Genomic DNA, 16,577 nt, shown 5'->3' with positions numbered 1-16,577 from the left:
AGTCCGTTGCTGTTCTTGTTCTAGCTTTTCTACAGCCTAGTGTAACAGATTACCTGCTTGATCCCACCATCTTAGCCAGTAACCTGTACGCCCCTCTTTTTCTCCTTCCCACAATCCTAAACATAATCCCAGTTTAATTGATAGTAGAACTCACTCTTTGAATGTGAGTCGAAAATTTCTTTTTTCACTCTACTCTTGAGAATATGGGATAAAACATGACTTTAGTAACGTGCAAATTTAGGAAAAATCTTTAATACTAAGTTTATATTTCCAGAGAGCAATATAATATATACAGCAATGTCCACAGTATATCCATCAATAGAAATTAACTCTAAAAAATTTACATAGGAGCAAAATTAATGATTTTGGACATCAGGGTACTAGTCCTAGCACAACGTATATTTACGCCCTCAATGTTAGGAATAGCGCTATTGACAGCCAGTTGTGGTTCATTGCCAAAAGAATCAGCCAAAGCACAATCCCAAAGACCTCAACGTGCTAATCAAGAACCGGCTGTAGATGTGGCGATCGCTCGTACTAATCTTTTAAACCCCCAACCAGAGTATATTGGTAATACTGCCCCCTTGCGAATTGTTTCCGTGCGATCGCAAGTTGAAGGCAGACTCATCTCATTAAACTTAGATATCGGTGATATAGTCCAACGCGGTAAAATCATCAGTCAATTGGACGATACCCTCTTACTCACCGCAGTAAAACAAGCAGAAGCACAATTAGCAACCACTAAATCAGAAGTAGCCAGAGCGCAGACTCAAGTAAGTAATGCTCTCGCCCAAGTGGAAACAGCCAGGCTAGAATTAGTCCAAGCGGAGGCAGATTTCCGCAGACTAACACAATTATACAAAGAAGGGGCGATCGCCCAACAAAACGCCCAACAGGCACAAACCAGAGCGAGAACAGCCGCCCAATCCCTCCGCGCTGCCACCGCACAAGTCAATACAGAAAAGCAAGCTGTAGCCGCCGCCCAAGGTCGAGTATTTGCCCAAAAAGCAGCCGTTAGCGCCGCCATTGAACGCCGTTCTTATTCTCGGTTAATTTCCCCCATTACAGGTGTAGTCACCGAAAAAGTCACAGAACCAGGAAATTTATTACAACCTGGTAGCGAAGTTTTAAAAGTTGCTGATTTTAGTCGCGTTAAAGTTGTCGCCCAAGTTTCGGAATTAGAACTAGCAAAAATCCAAGTTGGGCAATCTGTAGAAGTCAAATTAGATGCCTTTCCTGACCAAAAATTGATAGGCAAAGTATCCCGTATTTCCCCAACTGCTGATACTACAGCCCGGTTAATCCCTGTAGAAATTGTTATGGACAACATTGGGGGGAAAATTGGTAGTGGGTTATTAGCAAGAGTTAGCTTTACCACCCAAACAAAACCGCTTGTAGTTGTCCCAGAAACCGCAATTAGTAGTCAAGACAAAAAACCACAATTAGAAAATAGTAACTCTACACTTTTCGTAATTGAAAAAACAGATAAAAAAACCACAGTTAAACAACGTCCAGTATCTTTAGGAAAAATTGCTAACGGCAAAATAGAAATTTTATCAGGCTTACAACCAGGAGAAAGTTATGTTGTTCGCAGCAGTAAACCATTAAAAGATGGTGCAGTTGTTAAATTATCAATGTTGTCGGAAAAGGAATAAGAGGTAGGGAGCAAGGAGCAGGGGGAAATAATTTTCCTATTACCTATTACCAATAAATTATCAAATCAGATTACTATATGCAACAAACAAATACAAATAATGGATTTAGTTTGAGTGCTATTTCCATTCGCCAACATATTGGTACATTGATGCTAACCTTAGCAGTTGTGGTAATGGGCGTGTTTTTCATGCTGCGATTACCAGTAGATTTATTACCATCAATTACCTATCCTCGGATTGGTGTTCGCATGGAAGCACCGGGAATTTCTCCAGAAGTAGCAATTGATGAAATTACCAAACCTCTAGAAGAATCTTTTAGTTCGACAGAAGGGGTATTACAAGTTTTTTCCCAAACTCGTGAAGGTAACATCAGTTTAGATTTATATTTCCAACCAGGGGGAAATATTGACCAAGCTTTGAATGATGCCACAGCTACCTTTAATCGGGCTAGAAATAGATTACCAGATACAATTGGAGAACCACGTTTATTTAAAGTTGATCCTTCTCAATTACCAGTTTATGAATTTGCAATTACTTCACCGACTCTCAAAGGTGTTGATTTGCGGGTATTTGCAGAAGAAGAATTAGCGCGTGAATTAAATGTAGTTCCAGGAGTCGCAGTAGTAGATGTATCAGGAGGAGTCAAAGAAGAAGTTAGAGTCAATATTAATTTAGAAAGATTACAATCTTTTGGTGTCGGTTTAAATGATGTTCTCAATGAATTAAAAAACCGGAATCAAGATATTTCTGGAGGCCGAATTTTAGGAAAAAATTCCGAACCTTTAACCCGAACTGTGGGACGCTTCAAAAATGCGGAAGAAATTAATAATTTATTGTTTGAAGTTTCTGTTCCTAATTCTAATGTCAAAAATCGGGTTTATTTACGTGACTTTGCCGAAGTCATTGATGGTGCAGAAAATCAACGGGTATATGTTTTATTGAATGGGGAAGAGTCGGTAAAAGTCAGTATTCAAAAACAACCAGATGCCAATACTGTTAATGTAGTTGATAGTGTTAAAAAACGATTAGAAGAATTACAACAATCTGGTTTAATTCCGCGAGAAGCAACACTGACACCAACTTTAGATGAATCTAAATTTATTCGTAATTCCATCGCTAACGTTACCACTTCGGGAATAATTGGTACAGGATTAGCCGCCATAGCAGTTTTACTTTTTCTAGGTTCTCTGAGACAAACTTTCATTATTGTTTTGGCTATTCCTCTGGCATCTTTAGCCGCTATCATTTTCATGGGATTATTTGGTTTATCTATCAACATTTTCAGCTTAGGTGGTTTAGCCTTGGGTGTGGGAATTGTGGTAGATAATTCCATAGTTATGCTAGAGAATATTGCCGAAGGTGTAAGCAATTCCCAGTTATCAGTTATTCAACAATCAGAACAAAGTAGCCGTGAAGTAGAATCAGCCTTATTAGCTTCTACAAGTACAAACTTAGTTGCGGTCTTACCCTTTTTGTTAATTGGTGGTTTTATTTCTTTGCTATTTAATGAGTTAATTTTGACCATCAGTTTTGCTGTAGCAGCTTCTATTTTAGTTGCTGTAACTATTGTTCCCATGATGACATCTCAATTGTTGGGAATCAAAGCTTCGAGTTCTTTACATAAATTTTGGCCCCTGCGAGAATTTAACCGTCAGTTTGATGCGTCTACAAGATTATATGGACGTTTTTTAGCAGGGATATTACGTTGGCGGTTGCTCACAATTGCGATCGCTATTATCATCTTAGGTGGTAGTAGTTGGTGGATGGCTCCCCAAATTCCTCAACAAATCCTCCCGCGCATTAACACTGGACAAGCGACTTTATCGGCTCAGTTTCCCTCTGGTACACCCCTAGAAACTAACCGAAAAGTTATGAAAGCGGTAGATGAAATTCTCCGCAATCAACCAGAAACAGCTTATGTATTTTCTACCGTTGGTGGTTCTCTTTTTGGTGGAAATACTAACTCCAACTCCCTGCGAAGTTCCAGCACCATTACCCTTAAATCTGGTAGTAATATAGATACTTTTGTCGAACGAGTTACCCAACAGTTCAAAAAACTCAACTTAGTAGATATTCGGTTGCGTCTTTTTCCTGGACAAGTTCGGGGTTTAATTCTCAATAACTCTCCCGTTAGAGGTGCTGATATTGATATCATTCTCCAAGGAAATGACGCAAAAACCCTAGAAACAGCCGGTCGTCAAGTTTTAGCAACTTTAGATGAGCAAATTACCTCAGTCAGATTCCGTCCTGACGCAGATACTCGTCAACCAGAAATTCAGATTCTCCCAGATTGGGAACGAGTCGCCAATGTCGGTTTGAATGCTCAGGAGATTGGGGACACAATTCAAACAGCAATTACAGGTAGTATCCCCACTCAACTCCAACGCGCTAACCGTTTAGTAGATGTGCGAGTTCAATTAAATGAAGCCGCACTACAAACAACTTCTCAATTAGAAAGATTACCGTTGTTTGTAGATAACAATTATCAAATTCGCTTGAGTGATGTTGCCAAAATTACATCCGGTCAAGCACCAGGAGAAATTCAGCGCATTAACCAAAGACGGGTATTATTAATTGCGGGAAATTTAACAGAAGGTGCTAGTCTCGGTCAGGCCATTTCTCAAGTAACCGAAGTTCTTAGCAGTCTAGATTTACCCAAAGGTATTAGCATTTTACCCAGTGCAGCCGTTGAATCTAATCAACAATTACAACAATCTCTCCTACTTTTAGGAGGATTAGCCGCCTTTTTAGTATTTGTCGTCATGGCGGTACAATACAATTCTCTCGTTGACCCATTAGTAATTATGTTTACTATTCCTCTAGCATTTGCTGGGGGTATTTTCGGACTTTACATTACTAAAACCGCTATTGGCGCAACGGTTATAGTTGGTGCAGTTCTATTAGTCGGTATTGTTGTTAACAACGCCATTATCATGATCGAACTGGCTAACCAAATTCGAGAACGGGATAAAATTGACCGCCGCACCGCTATTTTGCAAGCAGCACCCCAACGGCTCAGACCCATATTAATGACCACTATTACCACTGTTCTAGGGATGTTTCCTGTGGCTTTGGGAATTGGGGAAGGAGCAGAATTTTTGCAACCATTGGGAATAGTCGTCTTTTCCGGTTTATCTTTAGCCACACTACTAACGCTGTTTATTATACCCTGTTTTTACACACTGCTACATGATGTTTTGGGTGTGCGCTGGGCAAAACCAATATTAATCAGATTGCGTAGATGGAGAAAAACTTTCCTGAAAACCTAATTCAGGAGTCAGGAGTCAGGAGTGAGGAGTCAGGAGTCAGGAAGAAGAAAGAAGAAAAAGAAAGAATTATCTAGAACTTGAAAAAGTGCTTGCGTGTTTAGGTGATTCAACAATTTCTAATTCTTCATATACAGCCAATGTTTCTTGATGTACACGGGCAACATTTAACCATTCTAAATTTTCCTGCGATCGCTGTTTCCATTCCTGAAGTATATTGGCATCACTCAATAATTTTACTAATGCCTGAGCCAACTGATGACTATCCTCCACCGGTACTAATATCCCCGCTTTGCCATTATCCAACGCCTCTGGAATCCCGTCCACCTTCGTAGCCACAATTGCCAGCCCTGCTTCCCTCGCTTCCGAAAGCACCAAACCAAAGGGTTCACGGTGGGAAGCTAAGACAAAAATATCACAGGCTAGTAAATAACGTTGGGGTTCAGGCTGAAACCCTTCAAAGTGAATCCGATGACTCACAGACGTTGCTTGGGCTTGAGACTCAAATATTTCTTTATCTGGACCATTTCCCACCAAATATAAATGTACTGCGGGAAAATCCTGGGCAATTTCTTCAAAAGCCGCGATTAACTCAGTAATTCCTTTTCGTTTATACATTCCTGCTACGGTAATAATTGCAGGATGCTCTAAACTTAAAGGTTGATAATCGGATATTTTCCGAGTCCGCAGACTACCCAATGTCCCATTACAAATTACCCGTAATTTATGTTCAGGAATTCCCCGTTGCACCATCGAATTTTTGACAGCCTTACTAACAGCAATTACTCGATCTGCTAAACCCATTAATAAGCTACTCCGTTGAAATTCATTATGAACAGTAGCCACTAAAATATATCCATTCTCCCATCTCAAAGCCCGTGCTAACACCACACCAGTCATCATGTGAGCATGAACTATATCTGGTTGAAATTCTTGCACAATTTTCCGATAAGCGATCGCCGCCTTAATCATTGTTATTGGCTGACGATTTTGGTTAACTGCGTAATGTTTAACACCAAATTGATTTAATAATTTTTCGTATCCCCCTCCCGCTGAAATCACCGCCACATCATCGCCAGATTGGGATTGCAAACAAGCCATATCCACAGCTACATTGACAATACCATTACCGATTTCCTGGACATGATTTAATATATGTATGATTCGCATAAAGTTAAAAATGTGTATCAAAATTTAAATTGTCGGTCTTTTTGATAAGTCATGCTTACTATATACAAATTCATTATAATCTAACTGTACATTAAGAAACATATATCAAAGATAATTTGGGGTAGTTAACTTACGGCAGAATTTAGGAGTCACCAATTCATGAGTCACAGAGTAAAACTGGCTTTGTGTATAGGTCGCAATTTGGATTTTGTACCTCCTAACTACGCAACCTGTTGTATACTGAATTATTAATTAATAATCACTGTTTTCTAATCTGATCAGGATCTTCTTAATTAATTATCATTTAAACATTCAGTCCTCAGCTATCAGTTTTCAATACGGAAATACAGAATGTTAAATGTGTATAACTTTCTTCTTCTTCACCATTACTGCTGATAGCTGAATGCTGACATCAAATATTCAATCAAGGTGATAAACGCTCAATTTCCCAGCTGCCATCATCTACACGAGTATATAACAGGCGATCATGTAAACGACTCGATCTTCCTTGCCAAAACTCAATTTTTTGAGGAATCACCCGAAAACCACCCCAATGCGGAGGACGAGGAACTTCCTGATTTTCATATTTGCGCTGAAATTCTTGCAATTGTAACTCTAAGATTTCTCTGTTCGCAATTATTTCGCTTTGATTAGAAGCCCAAGCACCCAGCCGACTATATGCAGGACGGATTTCAAAATAGTTATCAGATTCTGCTGCGGAAATTTTTTCCACAGTTCCCACAATCCTCACTTGGCGTTCTAATTCCGCCCACCAAAAAACTAAAGCAGCATGGGGATTTACGGTCAGTTCCTGTCCTTTTTGGCTATTGTAATTAGTAAACAAGACAAACCCCCGTTCATCAAAATCTTTGAGTAATACCATTCTCGCTGAAGGTTGACCCTCGGATGTACAAGTAGCCAAAGTCATAGCATTAGGTTCAGGTAGCTGGGCTGCTAGGGATTGACCGAACCAAATTTTAAATTGTATAAATGGATTTGGATCAATTTGTTTCTCATTCAAATCCTGTAATGTGTAATCTTTGCGAAGATCAGCTATGTTAGTATCCATTTTTGTTATTTCCTCAAACTTTATCTAATGGCTTGCATTTTATTTCATTCTTTGTTTATGATTGTGTTTATAATACTTAATTAAGTATTTGAGTTCATAATGCGATAGATTTACATTTGGTAAGTTTCGCTAACGCATTCATTCCACCGTTAACCAACAAAGAGCGATAAACGATCGCTCTGCATTTTTGTTATTTTTAGGATAAAGTCAAGTATTTACTCATCTTCTTCATCTATTTCTTCCAAATTTAAAAGTGGTAACTCACTCTGAACTTCTAAAGAATTAAATTTTTCTAACTCTGTTGGTTGTGGAAACTCAGCAGATGTAAACAATTGACTTTTAATCACTTCATCGAATAAAGAAGATAAAGAGGGATATAAATCTACAGTCGCATCTAAAACCCAAAGTAAATCAAGTAATTCAAGATCAAATTGCCAAGTTTGAGGACGAATATCATCTAAAGGTGAAGACTTTTTACCAGCACCGTCTCTCATTCTATAAGCTAACCAAGATTTGACAACTTCTAAACCAGAAACACTAAAATTATAAACTTCTGGACGGACATTTTCAAATACACCTAGACCAACTTTTAATTCTTGTGTACCGACATCATAAGAAAATTCTGTGGGATAATCATTTACTGTATTGGGTATTCCTTTTTGACAACGAACTCTACCAACAGGAATTTTACCTGGTTTTTTACCACTGGGAACAAACCTTTCACAATAGGTATGTAACCAAACTAAAGTGCGTCCTATTTCTACTACTTTAATAAATAAATCCCTATTTTTGGTAATGGAAATCCTTGGACCAGGTGTTTCTAGTTCATTCCAAAATTCTTTTACATATTTGGGAGTTGCAAGTATTCCATAACAGTAAGCGAAAAAGTCCTCTGGGGAAATATTGTAATTGAATTTATTACTAAGAATTTCTAAAACTCCATTAGTAATATTAGGTTCAGTAGCTTCAGAATTTCTCCACAGAGGAATAATATGTTTAGCACCAAAAGAACCACGAAAATGATCTAAATCAGGAATTAATGAAGTAGCAACTGCTGATAGACCATTACCTAAAACATTAGTTAATAAACTTGTCATATAAACTTGCTTATCACTGTGATAACGCAGTAAGCCAGGTTTAGCATAATCACAGAGTCTATTATCTAATAAAGCCCACTGACGATCAAAACTACGATAAGCATAACGAATTGGTTCTAGAGAAGGACTTTTAGGTAATAAGTTCGTAATAGGGGGTAATAATGTTCCATCTTCTAATGATTTATATTGTTTAGTAATTTTGCGGTCACGGGTTTCTTTAAACAGTTTTTTCTGTATTCCTGGGGATTTACTAGCATTAATCAAAGTTTGCCAACGCTCATTTAAAACTTCCTTATTTTCACCAATTGTCCATGTTCGTTTAAATTGCACTCCACCACTTTGCCAAGGAAATAAATCAGTTAACTTTGCCCAATTTCCATAATCTGTATCACTAACAGGTAAAAATAAATCAGTCCAATTATTTGCACATTCTCGCCATTGTAAATCTTGAAAAGAATGAATATTCTCTAAACTTGCTAATTTTTCTTCAGTTGTACCATCAATTCTGGTAAAATGAACTTTAGCAGGAACTTCAGGTTGAGGTTTATTGTAACAAACACCAATAGCAATAGCCACAGGAGTTTGAATTGCAAATACATTTTCGGTTTTTCTTGCCCCTAAATTATCACCTTCTAAATCAATAATCCAAAGTTCATCAAATGTTTGACGCATGACTTTTCGCATTCCCGCAAATCCGGGTCCACGCAAATAGGAAGAAGCAGTAATAAAACTGATAATTCCGGCGCGATTTTCTGTATTAGCTTCAAATACTTTCCACAATGCCCATCGCCAAAAATAAACATAGTCATTATATAAATTTTTTGCATGAACACCATAACCCATTGCTGTTAATGGTTCAAGAAAATCCTCTAAAATAGGACGTTTTTTGATCAATTGCTCATTTTCATCAATCTTTTGTTCATCGTCTCCAAATCTTACCCATCCACCTTTTCTTTTCTGATTCATTAAATCATCTTCATCAATTGTTTGACGGTTATAAGGTGGATTTCCTAAACAAACCATCACTGGTGTATTTTGTTTAATTTTTTGAGCGCGTTTATATTCTTGCCCTAAAGATTTATAAATTAAAGGTAAATTACCACTTAATTTAGCATAGGGAGATTCTAAAGTATCACTTAAATAAACATGAACTCCATTTTCTGGTAAAGTACCACCTTCACTTAAAATCTGTTGAGTTAGACGTAAATGGGCAACAGCATAAGGACCAACCAAAATCTCAAAAGCGTGAATATTTGCCGCCGCATTTGTAGCAGCAGAAACTTTCATTCCTTTTCCTCTTAAATTACTAATTTGATCCACTCCATGTTTAATAGCTGTTAAAATATAAGTTCCTGTACCACAAGCAGGATCTAAAGTAATAACTTTATCATCTACAAAAGAAAATTCAGCATCAAAATGTTCTGCTAATAATTCAGCTACTAATCTAACTTGTGTTTTAATTACAGGAATTGGTGTATAATAAACACCTCTTTCTTTTCGCATTTTTGGATCATATTTAGCCAAAAAATCCTCATAAAAATATAACCAAGGATCTTCAGAACCATCTTTATTTAGTGCTGTAATATCAATAGCTGCAATTATTCTTTCTAATAAATTTACAGAAACTTCTATTTGTTCCCGTGCTGCTTCATCACCTAATATTTTTAAAGCATCAGCTAGTAAATTATGACCTGTTCTAATAGTTTTAACAGCTTGTGGTAAAGATAAATCATCTGCACCAGAAAATCTTGCTAATAACAGTGCATAAGTTAAGGTTTGAGCATAAGCATCTGCAAATTTTTGATTATCTGCATCGGGAAACAAATAATGTCGCCAATCTTTAGCAACTTGACTTAAATTAGATTCAGGATCTTCAAGAGCAGTTAAAAAATCTTTTCTTAATAAGCGACAAATAGGAGCAAGCATTTCTGCTAAAGCTTTAGGTGTAGAAGGAACAATAGGTTGCCAATTTAAAAAATCACGTAATAATATTAGTAAATCATTAGCATTTTGAGCAGTGATAGCTGATGCACCCTTAGCAGTAATATATCCTGAAAATTTAATTGTCTTTCCTACTTTTTCACCTGTGCGATAAAGTCCCCAACTATTACCATCTGTGTAAATAACATTGGGGAGACTTTTAAACTTTTCCCATTGTTGCTTATCATCTCCTTTCAATTTATTAGGATCTGCGCCCTTTCCTGGGGCTTTTAGTTCAATATGTCCCATTAAAAGACCATTAATTGTTATTCCCATATCTGGTCTTCCTGAAAGTACCTTTTCTCGGACTTCAGTAACTACTACAATAGATAAATTTAAAATATTGGCTGCTGATTTTAATAAATTTTCAATAGGTGATTTTAGTTCGTCTTCCGCACCAAAAGAAACAGCAGAAAGTGAAAATTTAGTAGTTAAATCTTTTGCATAGTCTTGAAGATGGGATAAAAATTGAATTTCAGGATTACTAGACATATTACAAAAACCCTAATAATGATTGACGCAGGATATATGTGTCTAATTATCTTAGTGTATATTTTTCAGGTTGATTTTATTGATACAGAGAACTATATTAAACTTAACAATTAATAGATAATTAGGTTAATAAAATAAAACCAAACTGTGTAAATAAAGGTAAAATTCCTGGAAACTTCTTCACTCTTGCCTTGCTATACTACAATTTTCAACCCCAACCTTATATCTTAGAAGTGGGCTTTCCCTCCTACATCCTGCTATATGATCAAAATCAGGAATTATTTACACAATAGATAAAGGAAGTGACAAAAGTATGGCAACACCATCCTCAATCATTCCTCTCTTACCCCTGAAGTCCTTGCTTATACATTAAATCAGATGCGCCGTTTTGCTTCTCTGCAAACTCTGTTAATTTACGGACTCAGTGGACCAATTATCGCCCTCAATATCTGGCTACTGTCTGTATTATTCCATTTTTTCCAGAATCCAATTACTATTCTCAGTATTGCGGCAATTCTGGCTTTTCTATTGAATTACCCAGTTAAGTTACTTGAGAAAGTCAGGATTACCCGCACTCAAGCAGTAATTATTGTTTTACTGCTGACCTTAACTTTGTTTATTGTTTTGGGTGTTACCCTCGTACCAATGCTAATTGACCAAACCATTCAATTGTTAAATAAGATTCCTGATTGGTTGGCGACTAGTCAAGCTAATTTAGATCATTTAGAAAGTTTAGCCAAGCAGCGGCGGTTATCTATAGATTTAAAACTGGTAACAAATCAAATAAATGCTAATATTCAAAATTTAGTACAACAAATAGCTTCAGGGGCGGTAGGATTTGCGGGAACACTATTATCAGGAATACTGAATGTAGTATTGGTAATCGTTTTAGCTTTTTATATGCTCGTATATGGCGATCGCGTTTGGTCTGGTTTAGTTAATATCCTACCGTCTAATATTGGTATTCCTTTTAGCCGCTCATTACAGTTAAACTTCCAAAACTTTTTTTTGAGCCAATTATTGCTAGGACTATTTATGGTCATAGCCCTTACACCCATTTTCTTATTTCTGAAAGTTCCATTTGCCCTGTTGTTTGCTATTATTATCGGTATTTCTGGGCTTATTCCCGTTGTTGGTGCAACTTTAGGCATTGGTTTAGTCACATTATTGGTATTAATCCAAAATTGGTGGTTAGCCTTTCCAGTCGCTACAATGGCAATTATCATGCAACAAATTAAAGACAATTTGTTAGCACCAAAATTAATGGGCAATTTTATTGGACTTAACCCTTTATGGATTTTTATCGCCATTTTAATGGGATTTGAAATTGCTGGACTATTGGGAACACTCGTTGCTGTACCAATTGCAGGAACTATCAAAGGCACTTTCGATGCCATTAAAGGCAGTGATCACAGTGATTTTGTCTCTAGTTTTCGGGCTAATTACGGCTCAGAATTTGAAGAAGATGAATAAATTGGTCATTGGTCGTTGATCATTGGTTATTAGTCATTGAGAAAATTCTTCTTTCTTCTTTCTTCTTTCTTCTTTCTTCTTTCTTCTTCCTTCTTCCTCCTGAACTCCTGAACTCCTGACTCCTGACTCCTCATATACTAAATTTTGAATTAAATGGATGCAGTCGAATTATTAGAAACAATTACACACCTTATTGAGCAAGCCGAAAAGGGGGAGATTGACCCTTGGGACGTGCGAGTTATCGAGGTAATTGACCATTACTTAGAATTAATGGCTCCAGAAGCAAGAACTATGAGAGGCTATGAAAATGACTTGTCTCAATCTGGACAGGCTTTTTTATCAGCATCAATGCTAGTATTATTTAAAGCTAATACATTAATGCAGTTATCAACAGTATATAATACTCCAGAAAAAGTTGTAGATGATACACTATTAGAAATTGAGGATGGATTATTATATCCAGCCCATCGCTTGCAATTGGAGCAACACTTACGCCGTCGTCCGGCAGCTATGCCACCCCCAAAACGTCGGGTAACTTTACAAGAGTTAATAGACCAGTTACAAATTATGGCCAGCCAACTTAAGCTGGTAGAAACAGTAAACAAACCTAAGCGACTGAAACGTCAACCTAGTGTGCAAACTATGAGGGAAGCCCTAGATTTAGCACACCAGGAAAATTTAACGGAAGTCGCGCTAGAACTAGAGCAGGTATTAAATTCTGCTGCTAAAGGGCAAAATTTAGAGGAACAATGCTGGAATTTAGAACAACTGATAGATTTGTGGATAAAGACAAAACAACCAGAGAAAAAAGCTTCTCATCATGAATCAGAACACGGTGACATAGTTAGCGTTTTTTGGGCGTTACTACTGCTATCGGCTCAATCTAAGGTAGAACTATTTCAAAAAGAATTTTACCAGGAAATTCAAATCCGCTTACTTACTTAAAGGCAAAGTAGTAATGGAAGTAGGGGAAGTGGGAAGTAGAGGGAGAATAAATTTCTATCTATTACCACTAACAACCGACAACTGACAACTGACTAAGGAATAAAATTTTATGAAAGCGATGATTCTTGCTGCGGGAAAGGGTACTCGTATCCGTCCCATTACGTATACAATTCCCAAACCGATGATTCCTATACTGCAAAAGCCGGTTATGGAATTTTTGCTGGAGTTATTACGTCAACATGGGTTTGACGAGATTATGGTCAATGTCAGCCATTTGGCGGAGGAAATAGAAAGTTATTTCCGAGATGGTCAGCGGTTTGGTGTGCAGATTGCCTATTCTTTTGAAGGTAAAATTGATGATGACGGTAAACTCGTCGGTGAAGCTATTGGTTCGGCTGGGGGTATGCGTCGGATTCAAGATTTTTCCCCATTTTTTGACGATACATTTGTAGTGTTGTGTGGTGATGCTTTAATTGATTTAGATTTAACTGCGGCGGTAAAGTGGCATAAATCCAAAGGGGCGATCGCAACTATTATTACTAAATCAGTTCCCAAGGAAGAAGTTTCTAGCTATGGTGTGGTAGTTACGGACGACGATAACCGCATTCAAGCTTTCCAAGAAAAACCAACTGTTGAAGAAGCTCTTAGCACTAATATCAATACAGGTATTTATATTTTTGAGCCAGAAGTGTTCAAGTATATACCCTCTGGCATGGAGTATGACATTGGTGGGCAATTATTTCCCCAACTTGTGGCAGATAATGCCCCTTTTTACGCCATTCCGATGGATTTTGAATGGGTAGATATTGGTAAAGTTCCCGATTATTGGCGAGCAATTCGTGGCGTTTTATCAGGGGAAATTAAAAATGTGCAAATCCCTGGACATGAAGTTTTTCCAGGTATTTTTACTGGTTTAAATGTATCTGTAAATTGGGATAAAGTTGATATCACTGGACCTGTTTATATTGGGGGAATGACTAAAATTGAGGATGGGGCAAAAATCATTGGTCCAGCGATGATTGGTCCAAATTGTTGGATTTGCAGTGGTGCGACTGTAGATAACAGTGTGATTTTTGAATGGTCGCGGTTAGCTCCAGGTGTGCGTTTGGTAGATAAGCTGGTGTTCGGACGTTATTGTGTGGATAAGACGGGAGCATCAATTGATGTCCAAGCTGCGGCTTTGGATTGGTTGATCACTGATGCTCGTCAAACTCCACCTTTACAAACGCCTTTAGAACATCAAGCGATCGCCGAATTATTGGGAACAAACTCAATTTAGTCAGTTGTCTATTGTAATTTACCACTGACCACTGACCACTGACCACTGACCACTGACCACTGACCACTGACCAATGACCACTGACCAATGACCACTGACTAATAACTATTCAAGTAAGTATACCGTTGTAAACTTTGCTCGTAAGTTTGTAGTAGTCGTTGGGACTCTGCTATAGTGATATGCTGTTCTTCTAAGGCTCGCTCACAACGTTGGCGAATGTTTTCTATCATGTCTTCAGAATCATACTGGACATAGCTTAAAACTTCACTCATGGTATCGCCCTTGACAACGTGTTCAATTTGATAACCCTTGGGGGTTAAATTAATGTGAACAGCGTTAGTATCACCGAAGAGGTTATGTAAATTCCCCATAATTTCCTGGTACGCTCCATTTAGGAACATTCCTAGATAATAGGGTTTTCCTGGCTCAAATTTGTGCAGTTCTAAAACCGATTTGACATCCCGTAAATCTATAAAGCGGTCTATTTTCCCATCACTATCACAGGTTAAATCCGCTAAGATTCCTCTGCGAGTTGGTTCTTCATCAAGGCGATGTATGGGCATAATGGGAAATAGTTGATCAATTGCCCAACAATCTGGTGCTGATTGAAACACAGAGAGATTGATGTAGTAAATGGAAGCCATGATTTTTTCTAGGTCTTCCAACTCATCAGGTACGTATTCTTCCTGACGGATGAGAGTTAAAACTTTTTGACAACAAGCCCAGTAAAGACGCTCGGCTTTAGCGCGTTCGTTGAGACGCAAAATACCTAAGTTGAAACGACTGATAGCTTCCTCCTTGAATTGAGCAGCATCGTGATAGAACTCTTGGTAGTTTTCTTTGTTGATGGATTGGTAAGTTTCCCAGAGATATTTAATGATTGGGGATTCTCCCTCTTGGTGAGGAGAAGGGGGATCAAGGGGGACATCGCTGGTGCTGAGAACATCAAAGATTAAAACCGACTGGTGGGAAGAAATCGCCCGACCACTTTCACTAACTAGCGTTGGTACGGGAATATGCTTTTCATCACAGGTGTCTTTTAACTCTGCCACGATGTCATTAGCATAGTTTTGCATATTGTAGTTTTTCGAGGTGTAGAAGTTGGTTTGAGAGCCGTCGTAATCTACACCCAAGCCACCACCAACGTCTAAATACTTCATATCTGCCCCTAGCATTGCCAACTCTACATAAATGCGGCTGGCTTCTTGGATGGCATCTTTAATGACATTGATCGCGGATATTTGAGAACCGATATGAAAGTGTAATAATTGCAAAGAACCGAGTAAGTTGGCTGCACCCAATTTTTCCACAGCTTCCATAATTTCAGGAATTGTTAACCCAAATTTAGCGCGATCGCCTGTGGAAGTTCCCCAACGCCCCATCCCTTGGGTACTTAATTTCGCTCTTACTCCCAAGATGGGCTTAATGCCTAATTGACGACTAGCCGCAATGGCTAAATCTACCTCTTCAATTTGCTCTAGGACGATAACTGGTGTTTGTCCTAGTCTTTGGGCTAACATCGCTGTTTCGATGTATTCCTGGTCTTTGTAGCCGTTGCAAATTAACAATGCTCCTGGTGTATCCAACAAAGCCAGAGCAATCATTAATTCTGGCTTAGAACCCGCTTCTAAACCAAATTGATGAGGTTTACCAAACCGAACTAAATCTTCGATCAGGTGGCGTTGTTGATTACACTTAACGGGAAATACGCCCCGATACACCCCAGGATAGTTATAGCGAGCGATCGCCTTCGCAAAACAAGCGTTCAATCGCTCAATTCGGTCTTCCAAAATATCAGAAAACCGGATTAACATCGGTAGACCCAAATTACGCTGCTTTAAAGCATTTACCAACTCGAATAAGTCCAATGATCCGCCTCGTTCACCCTTGGGAGAAACAGTGACATGACCAGCCGCATTAATCGAAAAATAAGGCTGTCCCCAACCTTCAATACGGTAAAGGTCTTCACTATTCTCAATTTTCCAAGGCACAGATAAATCTCCTGTACTTGTACTAGGTACTAAAAGTTGCTTCTGTTTTTGGCGTTTTAGTTCGGCTTTATGTCCATTAGATGGCATTTTCACAATCTCATCAGCGGTTGACTCGACACCCATTTTTTCCTGACCTCTGTATTGCGCCCACGAAATAACA

General features: G+C 38.2%; 9 protein-coding genes. 5 read left to right on the top strand and 4 right to left on the bottom strand.

The genetic code is table 11. The features are described 5' to 3' along the window. The first annotated feature begins 359 nt into the window (after window positions 1-359). Both CA730_RS13305 and CA730_RS13300 read left to right on the top strand, forming a co-directional pair. Window positions 360-1,655, top strand: a complete 1,296-nt coding sequence (locus CA730_RS13305) for an efflux RND transporter periplasmic adaptor subunit (protein WP_096667946.1) — start codon at window positions 360-362, stop codon at window positions 1,653-1,655. Window positions 1,656-1,732: 77 nt separating this feature from the next. Further along, on the top strand, window positions 1,733-4,924 hold the full coding sequence (locus CA730_RS13300; RefSeq protein WP_096667944.1) for an efflux RND transporter permease subunit: 3,192 nt from the start codon (window positions 1,733-1,735) through the stop codon (window positions 4,922-4,924). Between the two features lie 66 nt (window positions 4,925-4,990). On the opposite strand, the gene CA730_RS13295 is transcribed toward CA730_RS13300, so the two are convergent. The 3 genes from CA730_RS13295 to CA730_RS13285 all read right to left on the bottom strand — a co-directional run bounded on the left by CA730_RS13295 (window position 4,991) and on the right by CA730_RS13285 (window position 10,729). After that, window positions 4,991-6,091: a glycosyltransferase gene (locus CA730_RS13295; RefSeq protein WP_096667942.1), complete on the bottom strand. Its 1,101-nt coding sequence runs from the start codon at window positions 6,089-6,091 to the stop codon at window positions 4,991-4,993. 424 nt (window positions 6,092-6,515) lie between these two features. After that, complete coding sequence (pdxH, locus tag CA730_RS13290; RefSeq protein ID WP_096667940.1) at window positions 6,516-7,160, bottom strand: pyridoxamine 5'-phosphate oxidase; 645 nt, start codon at window positions 7,158-7,160, stop codon at window positions 6,516-6,518. A gap of 215 nt (window positions 7,161-7,375) precedes the next feature. Further along, on the bottom strand, window positions 7,376-10,729 hold the full coding sequence (locus CA730_RS13285; RefSeq protein WP_096667938.1) for a type ISP restriction/modification enzyme: 3,354 nt from the start codon (window positions 10,727-10,729) through the stop codon (window positions 7,376-7,378). Window positions 10,730-11,107: 378 nt separating this feature from the next. On the opposite strand from CA730_RS13285, the gene CA730_RS13280 reads away from it, so the two are divergent. The 3 genes from CA730_RS13280 to CA730_RS13270 all read left to right on the top strand — a co-directional run bounded on the left by CA730_RS13280 (window position 11,108) and on the right by CA730_RS13270 (window position 14,426). Continuing rightward, entirely contained in the window at window positions 11,108-12,202 is a 1,095-nt protein-coding gene (locus CA730_RS13280) for an AI-2E family transporter (RefSeq protein ID WP_096667936.1), read from the top strand. 153 nt (window positions 12,203-12,355) lie between these two features. Further along, entirely contained in the window at window positions 12,356-13,147 is a 792-nt protein-coding gene (locus CA730_RS13275; protein ID WP_096667934.1) for a segregation/condensation protein A, read from the top strand. A 109-nt stretch (window positions 13,148-13,256) separates the two neighbouring features. Then, window positions 13,257-14,426 carry a sugar phosphate nucleotidyltransferase gene (locus CA730_RS13270; protein ID WP_096667932.1) on the top strand — a complete coding sequence of 390 codons (1,170 nt, stop codon included), beginning with the start codon at window positions 13,257-13,259 and terminating at the stop codon, window positions 14,424-14,426. A 98-nt stretch (window positions 14,427-14,524) separates the two neighbouring features. Here the strand turns inward: CA730_RS13270 and speA are convergent, their stop codons facing one another. After that, a complete protein-coding gene (gene speA / locus CA730_RS13265; RefSeq protein ID WP_096667930.1) occupies window positions 14,525-16,540 on the bottom strand; it encodes a biosynthetic arginine decarboxylase in 2,016 nt (671 codons plus the stop codon). Window positions 16,541-16,577: the final 37 nt, after the last annotated feature.

Source organism: Dolichospermum compactum NIES-806 (genome assembly GCF_002368115.1).
Taxonomy (GTDB): Bacteria; Cyanobacteriota; Cyanobacteriia; order Cyanobacteriales; family Nostocaceae; genus Dolichospermum; species Dolichospermum compactum.
The sequence above is the reverse complement of the archived record's forward strand: the minus strand, read 5'-3'. Positions and strand labels throughout refer to the sequence as shown.

Coding starts and splice junctions, on each gene's coding strand:
- CA730_RS13305 (WP_096667946.1), top strand. CDS start 360: ATGATTTTGGACATCAGGGTACTAGTCCTAGCACAACGTATATTTACG.
- CA730_RS13300 (WP_096667944.1), top strand. CDS start 1,733: ATGCAACAAACAAATACAAATAATGGATTTAGTTTGAGTGCTATTTCC.
- CA730_RS13295 (WP_096667942.1), bottom strand. CDS start 6,091: ATGCGAATCATACATATATTAAATCATGTCCAGGAAATCGGTAATGGT.
- pdxH (WP_096667940.1), bottom strand. CDS start 7,160: ATGGATACTAACATAGCTGATCTTCGCAAAGATTACACATTACAGGAT.
- CA730_RS13285 (WP_096667938.1), bottom strand. CDS start 10,729: ATGTCTAGTAATCCTGAAATTCAATTTTTATCCCATCTTCAAGACTAT.
- CA730_RS13280 (WP_096667936.1), top strand. CDS start 11,108: ATGCGCCGTTTTGCTTCTCTGCAAACTCTGTTAATTTACGGACTCAGT.
- CA730_RS13275 (WP_096667934.1), top strand. CDS start 12,356: ATGGATGCAGTCGAATTATTAGAAACAATTACACACCTTATTGAGCAA.
- CA730_RS13270 (WP_096667932.1), top strand. CDS start 13,257: ATGAAAGCGATGATTCTTGCTGCGGGAAAGGGTACTCGTATCCGTCCC.
- speA (WP_096667930.1), bottom strand. CDS start 16,540: ATGGGTGTCGAGTCAACCGCTGATGAGATTGTGAAAATGCCATCTAAT.